This window comes from Mycobacterium sp. TH-M106, from assembly GCF_057473765.1.
Genome location: NZ_JBYCLE010000650.1, coordinates 1 through 7,177 on the forward strand (window position 1 = coordinate 1; position 7,177 = coordinate 7,177).

At 67.3% G+C, this 7,177-nt stretch carries 8 protein-coding genes; 3 read left to right on the plus strand and 5 right to left on the minus strand.

The window, feature by feature from the left end:
* The coding region (locus tag AC2VOP_RS21685) for an MFS transporter (RefSeq protein ID WP_486962879.1) at positions 1–1,138 on the minus strand (1,138 nt) is incomplete at its 3' end.
* 68 nt (positions 1,139–1,206) lie between these two features.
* Positions 1,207–2,463: a D-alanyl-D-alanine carboxypeptidase family protein gene (locus tag AC2VOP_RS21690; RefSeq protein ID WP_486962880.1), complete on the minus strand. Its 1,257-nt coding sequence runs from the start codon at positions 2,461–2,463 to the stop codon at positions 1,207–1,209.
* Between the two features lie 184 nt (positions 2,464–2,647).
* On the opposite strand from AC2VOP_RS21690, the gene AC2VOP_RS21695 reads away from it, so the two are divergent.
* From AC2VOP_RS21695 to AC2VOP_RS21705, 3 genes are read left to right on the plus strand one after another with little or no spacing between them, the layout of a single operon-like run.
* The gene (locus AC2VOP_RS21695) at positions 2,648–3,565 is read left to right on the plus strand and encodes a sigma-70 family RNA polymerase sigma factor (RefSeq protein WP_486962881.1); all 918 of its coding nucleotides are present in this window, start codon (positions 2,648–2,650) and stop codon (positions 3,563–3,565) included.
* 43 nt (positions 3,566–3,608) lie between these two features.
* Entirely contained in the window at positions 3,609–3,851 is a 243-nt protein-coding gene (locus AC2VOP_RS21700) for a ribbon-helix-helix domain-containing protein (RefSeq protein WP_486962882.1), read from the plus strand.
* Between the two features lie 3 nt (positions 3,852–3,854).
* A complete protein-coding gene (locus AC2VOP_RS21705; RefSeq protein WP_486962883.1) occupies positions 3,855–4,283 on the plus strand; it encodes a type II toxin-antitoxin system VapC family toxin in 429 nt (142 codons plus the stop codon).
* 106 nt (positions 4,284–4,389) lie between these two features.
* Here the strand turns inward: AC2VOP_RS21705 and AC2VOP_RS21710 are convergent, their stop codons facing one another.
* The 3 genes from AC2VOP_RS21710 to sdhA form a co-directional block, all read right to left on the minus strand.
* Complete coding sequence (locus tag AC2VOP_RS21710; RefSeq protein ID WP_486962884.1) at positions 4,390–4,743, minus strand: DoxX family protein; 354 nt, start codon at positions 4,741–4,743, stop codon at positions 4,390–4,392.
* A 156-nt stretch (positions 4,744–4,899) separates the two neighbouring features.
* On the minus strand, positions 4,900–5,721 hold the full coding sequence (locus AC2VOP_RS21715; protein WP_486962885.1) for a succinate dehydrogenase iron-sulfur subunit: 822 nt from the start codon (positions 5,719–5,721) through the stop codon (positions 4,900–4,902).
* Positions 5,721–7,177 (minus strand): succinate dehydrogenase flavoprotein subunit (gene sdhA / locus AC2VOP_RS21720; protein ID WP_486962886.1); only part of this gene is annotated, 1,457 nt, incomplete at its 5' end. The genes sdhA and AC2VOP_RS21715, both read right to left, overlap by 1 nt.

The following is a 7,177-nucleotide window of genomic DNA, read 5'->3' on the forward strand; positions in this document are numbered from 1 at the left end:
CGGCGTACACCCAGACCAGCGCCCCGAAGCCGAAGGTGTAGCCGACCGTGAACAGCAGCACACCGCCGAACCTGAACAGCGCGAGCGCGTCGCCGAAAACGGGCCCGGCGATGAACACACCGACCAGGACCACGTCGGCGGCGACCATCGTAGCTATGCCGCACAACAAGATCGGGCGCCGGCCGACCCGGTCGATCAGCACCAGCGGCACGACCATCGCCGCCAGCGCCGCGAGCTGGACCAGCGCGGGCAGGATGAGCAGCGCGAAGTCACCGGAGAAGCCCATCGACTCGAACAGCCGGGGGCTGTAGTAGACGATCGCGTTGATGCCGGTGATCTGGATGAAGAAGCCGAGCGTGACGACGAACACCGTGGCCCGCAGGTACGGCGGCTGCAGCATCTCGCGCAGCACACCCTGCCCACCTGAGTTCGCTGCTTTCTCCTCTGCGAGCGTGCGGCTGATTTCGACCAGCTCGCGGTCGGCGTCGATCTTGGGCTCGACCCGCCGCAGCGTGCGGAGCGCCTCGTCGGCCCGGCCTTTGAGCAGATACCAGCGCGCGGTATCGGGTATCCGAAGCAGCAGCAGGGTCACCAGCACCGCGGGTACCGCCGCCAGGCCGAGCATCGCCCGCCAACTCTGCGTGTCGGCCAGCAAGTAGGCGCCCAGATACCCGGCGATGATCCCGATCACGGTCGCCAGCCCGTAGGCGACCAGCAGCGAGCCGCGCACCGCCGCCGGCGTGGACTCGGCGACGAACACCGGAACCACCACCACCGACACGCCGATGGTCACGCCCAGCAGCAGCCGTGCCACCACCAGCATCGTGAGCGACATCGACGCCGCGCCCAGCAGCGCGAACACGGCATAGGCGACAGCCACTGCCAGCATGGACTTCTTACGCCCGATGGCATTGGCCAGCCAACCGCCAGCGGCGGCCCCGGCGACCTCGCCGATCACCGTCGCCGTCGCCACCACCTCCTGTCCGATCGAGGAAAGCCCGAAATCGTCTTCGATGAACAGCAGCGCACCGGCGATGTTGGACAGGTCGTAGCCGTAGATCAGCCCGACGCTGGCCGCGGTGATCCCCACCGGAAACGCCAGTGGGAAGGAGCGTCGCAACTCACCCAGCCGACCCATCCTGCTCAGGGTAGGGGATAGCAGGGGATAGCAGGGGATAGCAGGGGATAGCAGGGGATAGCACAGTGCTAAAACTGCGGCCTGCGGTTCATCGCGCGCGCGGCCTTGATCAAGCCGAACACGATGAGGGTTCCGATGACGGCTACGCCGACCCGCACCGGCAGCGCGTCGGCGGTCGGCGTTACAGCTTCGGCTTGGGCGGTCTGCTCGACGCTGACCGGTGGCGTCACCAGCGCGGGGTCGGGTTCGATCAGGGTTCCGACCCGGGTGCCCGGGGCGGTGGCGAACCCGTAGTCCAGCAGGTGCGCCGCCTGCTGCCAGGGTGCGATCGGCACCCGGGTGCCGTGCAGCAGCACCGCCACCAGCCGGCGGCCGTCCCGCTCGGCCGCGCCGACGAAGGTCTGCCCGGCGTCATCGGTGTAACCGGTCTTGCCGCCGAGGGCGCCCGGATAGTTGTAGAGCAGCTGGTTGTCGTTCTCCAGCTGATAGCCGGGGCTGTCGCCGTGCCCCGGGAAGTCGAACGTCCGGGTCGCGACGATGTCGGCGAAGGTCGGATTCGCCCACGCGTAGCGGTAGAACAGGCCGATGTCGTAGGCCGACGTGCTCATGCCCGGGCCGTCCAGCCCGGAGGGTGTGGCGACCCGAGTGTCCCGGGCGCCGAGCCGGGCAGCCAGCGTGTTGACCTTGTCCAGTGTCGCCGGCACGCCGCCCAGTTGGGTGGCCAGCGCGTAGGCGGCGTCGTTGCCGGAGTCCATCAACAGCCCGTGCAGCAACTGGTTGACGGTGTAGGTGCCGCCGGGGGCGACGCCGACCTTGGTGCCCTCGACGGCCACGTCCTCGGGGGTACCGGCGACCGGCTGGTTCAGGTTGAGCTCGTTGATCGCCGCCATCGCGGTCAGCACCTTGATGACGCTGGCCGGGCGGTGCCGGCCGTGCGGGTCCTTTCCGGCGATCACCGCGCCGCTGTCGAGGTCGGCCACCAGCCACGCTTCGGCCGAGACGTCGTCGGGCACCGCCGGGGTGCCGGGCGCGACGACCACACCGCAGCCGGCCAGCGCCTTGCCGCCGACCGGGGTCGCGGGCACCGGCAGCGGTGCGGGCGGATCACCGGCCTCCGGTATCTCCGAGGTGTCGACCGCGGGCGGGGTGGATGCCTGGTACGGGCAGGTCTCGGCGGTGTCGACGGCGGGGGCCGGCTCGGCGGCTGCTGTGGGCACAGTAGGCACTGTGGGCACTGCGGGCAGGCCGGACCAGCCGGGCACTGTGGGTGCTGCGAGCAGGAAAACCCCAGCCGCCAGGCATGCCGCCGAACGTAACGAAGCCATCGGTTATGCAGGGTAGGTGATCGGCGGCACGATTCCGGGCAGCCGCGCTGTGACCCCCGGGTGCGAGCATGCGCAAAGTCGCATTCGCACGGCGGATTTTGTGCGACTTTGCGCATACTCGCGCCGGGGGAGCGGCGAGGTGAGCTGTGACGTGACCGCCGGGGATGGCTCGTAACCTGGCGCTATGACTTCCCGCGACGCTGTGGAGGACTTCGAGGCGTTGCGCTCGCACCTGCTGGCGGTCGCCTACCGGCTCACCGGCACGTTCGCCGACGCCGAGGACATCGTGCAGGACGCCTGGTTGCGGTGGGACGCCGCGGGGCGCTCCGCACCCGAAACAGAGATCGTAGACCTACGCGCATGGTTGACGACGGTGGTCAGCAGGCTCGGCCTGGACCGGCTGCGCTCGGCGGCACATCGTCGGGAAACCTATGTGGGTCAATGGCTGCCGGAGCCGGTCGTGACCCTCGACGCTTCTGACCCGCTGGCGGCGGTGGTGGCCGCCGAGGACGCCCGGTTCGCGGCGATGGTGGTGCTCGAGCGGCTCAGCCCGGATCAGCGGGTGGCGTTCGTGCTGCAAGACGGGTTCGCGGTGCCGTTCGCCGAGGTGGCCGAGGTACTTGGGACCAGCGAGGCCGCCGCCCGCCAGCTGGCATCGCGAGCGCGCAGGGCGGTGGCGGACGACCCACCGCCGGCGCCGGATCCGGCCCATGACGAGGTGGCCGGGCGGCTGATGGCCGCGATGGCCGCCGGTGAGCTGGATGCCGTGGTGGCGCTGCTGCATCCCGATGTGACGTTCACCGGGGACGCCAACGGCAAGGCGCCGACCGCGGTCCAGGTCATTCACGGCCCGGACAAGGTGGCCCGGTTCCTGTTCGGCCTGGCGAAACGCTATGGACCGGCGCTGGTCACGTCGAATCGACTTGCGCTGGTCAACGGCGAACTGGGTGCCTACACGGCGGGAACCCCGGGCGGCGACGGCTACCAGCCGATGCTGCCCCGCGTCACCGCGCTGACCGTGCGCGACGGAAAGGTTTGGGCGGTCTGGGATGTCGCCAACCCGGAGAAGTTCACCGGCTCGCCACTGCGTGAGGCGCGGTGAGCGGGATACCCCGTGCATACGTCGATGCGTTAGCATCCGATGCGTGCGCACCACACTTTCCATTGATGACGATGTCCTGCTCGCCGTCAAGGAGCGGGCCCACCGAGAGAAGCGGAGCGCGGGTGAGGTCCTGTCGGACCTGGCCCGCCAAGCGCTGACCAGTCAGACTCGCCGGCCGACGGGACCCTCCGACGATGTGTTTCATGGCTTCGAACCCCTTCCGCATCGTGGTGCAGCCGTGTCGAACGAACTGATCGATCGACTGCGCGACGAAGAGGCCGAGTAATAGATGCGCGCGCTGCTGGATGTGAATGTGCTACTGGCGCTGTTGGACCGCGATCACGTCGACCATGAGCGCGCCCGCGCCTGGATCACCCAACATATTGAGCAGGGTTGGGCGTCGTGTGCGATCACCCAAAACGGGTTTGTTCGGGTCGTCAGCCAACCGCGCTACCCCAGCCCGATCTCGGTCAGCCATGCGATCGACTTGCTGACTGGTGCGACGCACACGCGATACCACGAATTTTGGCCCTGCGCCGTGAGTATCCTCGATTCGGATGCCATCGAGCGTTCTCGACTGCATAGCCCGAAACAGGTCACCGACGCCTACCTACTTGCTCTCGCAGTTGCCCAGGCGGGCAGGTTTGTCACCTTCGATCAGTCGATCGCACTGACCGCGGTTCCCGGCGCAGGCGTACAGCACCTGACGATTCTGTAACGGCCGCGAACGTGCGATCGTGCGCATTGTCCGCCGAAGCCCGTCCGCGGGACGGCATTCTGCGCACGTCACCGCAACGGCGCCGTGCTCGAAGCCCCGAGCGATTTCATAGCGACACAATGACGAAAGCCAGTGCGGCAACGCACAACGCAAGCATGCCGCTCGCATTGACGAACAGATTTCGACCGAAATCTCGTGCGGTGACGTGCATCCCGATGGCGACGACGAAATAGCAGACCAGCGCCGCGCACGTTAACAAGGCAAGTGGCGGGATCCAGATTCCGATTATCAGGCCGGCTGCCGACGCAACTTTCAGTATCGGCAGCACGCGCCAAAAGCGCCGCGGAAACCGGACGTCGACCAGACAGTCACGGATGAATCCGACAGGTTTCCAGCAGAGAGCGGCATCGGCGATTTGGATTCCAGCCAGCAGGGCCAAGGGCCACCAGGTGATGATCATGGGTGTTCCTCGTGTCAGTTCGAATGGGATTACACCCGTTGAGACGACGCAGCCCGTCCGAGTGTGACAAGCCAGATCTAGCCAGAGTGTGCGCAAACCCGGGATCCAGGCCGGCCTGTCGCCCGGGGACACGCACGCTCGCCGCGAAAAGGGGGCTCAGCGGGCGAACATCAGCGCGCGCTTGACCTCCGAGATCGCCTTGGTGACCTCAATGCCGCGCGGGCAGGCCTCGGTGCAGTTGAACGTGGTGCGGCAGCGCCACACCCCGTCGGCTTCGTTGAGGATGTCCAGCCGCTCGGCGGCGCCCTCGTCGCGGCTGTCGAAGATGAACCGGTGGGCGTTGACGATCGCTGCGGGGCCGAAGTAGCTGCCCTCACTCCAATACACCGGGCAGCTGGTGGTGCAGATGCCGCACAGGATGCACTTGGTGGTGTCGTCGTAGCGCAGCCGGTCGGCCTGGCTCTGGATGCGCTCCCGGGTCGGCTCGTTGCCGCTGGTGATCAGGTACGGCTTGATTGCCTTATAGGCGTCGAAGAACGGTTCCATGTCGACCACCAGGTCTTTCTCCACCGTCAGCCCACGCATCGGTTCGATCGTGATGGTCACCTCTTTACCGGCTTGGCCCGGTTTCTTGGGCAGCAGATCGCGCATCAGCGTTGTGCAGGCCAGCTTGTTGTGCCCGTTGATCCGCACGCCGTCCGAGCCGCAGACGCCGTGCGCGCAGGACCGGCGGAAGGTCAATGTGCCGTCCAGGTAGCTCTTGACGTAGATCAGCAGGTTCAGCACTCGGTCGGTGGGCAGGCACGGCACCCGGAAGCTCTGCCAGCCGTCGGTGGCGTCGTACTGGTGCGGGTTCTCCGGGTTGTAGCGGGCGATCTTGAGGATGACCATTCGCGCGCCCTCGGGGATCGGGGGCAGCGGCGGGTCGCCGGCCTCTGGGGTGTAGACGATCGCTGAGCTCACTGTGGAGGAGGCCATCAGTATCTCCGTTCCTTGGGTTCGTAGCGGGTCCGCACCACCGGCTTGAAGTCCAGCCGGATGTCGCTGGCCAGGTCGGTGCCCTGCTTGTACGCCATGGTGTGGCGCAGGTAATTGGAGTCGTCGCGGTTCGGGTAATCCTCGCGGGCATGGCCGCCGCGGGTCTCCCTGCGGTTCAGCGCGCCCACCACGGTGACTTCGGCCAGCTCCAGCAGAAATCCCAGCTCGATCGCTTCCAGCAGATCGCTGTTGTAGCGCTTCCCCTTGTCGTGCACGGTGATTCGGGAATACCTCTCTTTGAGCGCATGGATGTCGGCGAGCGCCCGTTTCAGCGTCTCCTCGGTGCGGAACACCGCCGCGTTTTTGTCCATCGTCTGCTGCAGCCCGCCGCGGACATCGGCGACCCGCTGATCGCCGTGCTCGGAGACGATCGCGGCAACCCAGTCGACCACCATCTTCTCCGGCTCGGGCGGCATGGCGACGAAGTCATGCCGCAAGGCGTAATCGGCCGCGGCGATGCCGGCGCGGCGGCCGAAGACGTTGATGTCCAGCAGCGAGTTAGTGCCCAGCCGGTTGGCGCCGTGCACCGACACGCAGGCGCACTCCCCGGCGGCGTACAGCCCGGGCACCGCGGCGGTGTTGTTGACCAGCACCTGCCCGGTGACCGTGGTCGGGATGCCGCCCATCACGTAGTGACAGGTCGGATACACCGGCACCAGTTCGGTGACCGGGTCGACACCCAGATAGGTGCGGGCGAACTCGGTGACGTCGGGCAGCTTGGCTTCCAGCACGTTGGCGCCGAGATGGCGCACGTCGAGGTAGACGTAGTCCTTGTGCGGCCCGGCGCCGCGGCCTTCGAGCACTTCGAGCACCATCGACCGGGCCACGATGTCGCGCGGGGCCAGGTCGACGATCGTCGGCGCGTAGCGCTCCATGAAACGCTCACCGTCGCCGTTGAGCAGCCGGCCGCCCTCACCGCGCACCGCCTCGGAGATCACGATGCCCAGGCCGGCCAGGCCGGTCGGGTGGAACTGGTGGAACTCCATGTCCTCCAACGGAAGTCCTTTGCGGAAGACCACAGCCATCCCGTCACCGGTCAGGGTGTGCGCGTTGGAGGTGGTCTGATACATCCGTCCGGAGCCCCCGGTGGCGATCACGACGGCCTTGGCGTGGAAGACGTGGATTCCTCCGGTGGCCAGTTCATAGGCGACCACCCCACTGGCCACTGAACCGGCGGGGGTATCGGTGAGCAGCAGGTCCAGGACGTAGAACTCGTTGAAGAACTCGACGTCGTGGCGGACGCAGTTCTGGTACAGCGTCTGCAGGATCATCTGGCCGGTGCGGTCGGCGGCGTAGCATGACCGGCGCACCGGGGCTTTCCCGTGCTCGCGGGTGTGCCCGCCGAACCGGCGCTGGTCGATGCGGCCTTCGGGGGTGCGAGAAAACGGCATCCCCA

Coding starts and splice junctions, on each gene's coding strand:
- AC2VOP_RS21690 (WP_486962880.1), bottom strand. CDS start 2,463: ATGGCTTCGTTACGTTCGGCGGCATGCCTGGCGGCTGGGGTTTTCCTG.
- AC2VOP_RS21695 (WP_486962881.1), top strand. CDS start 2,648: ATGACTTCCCGCGACGCTGTGGAGGACTTCGAGGCGTTGCGCTCGCAC.
- AC2VOP_RS21705 (WP_486962883.1), top strand. CDS start 3,855: ATGCGCGCGCTGCTGGATGTGAATGTGCTACTGGCGCTGTTGGACCGC.
- AC2VOP_RS21710 (WP_486962884.1), bottom strand. CDS start 4,743: ATGATCATCACCTGGTGGCCCTTGGCCCTGCTGGCTGGAATCCAAATC.
- AC2VOP_RS21715 (WP_486962885.1), bottom strand. CDS start 5,721: ATGGCCTCCTCCACAGTGAGCTCAGCGATCGTCTACACCCCAGAGGCC.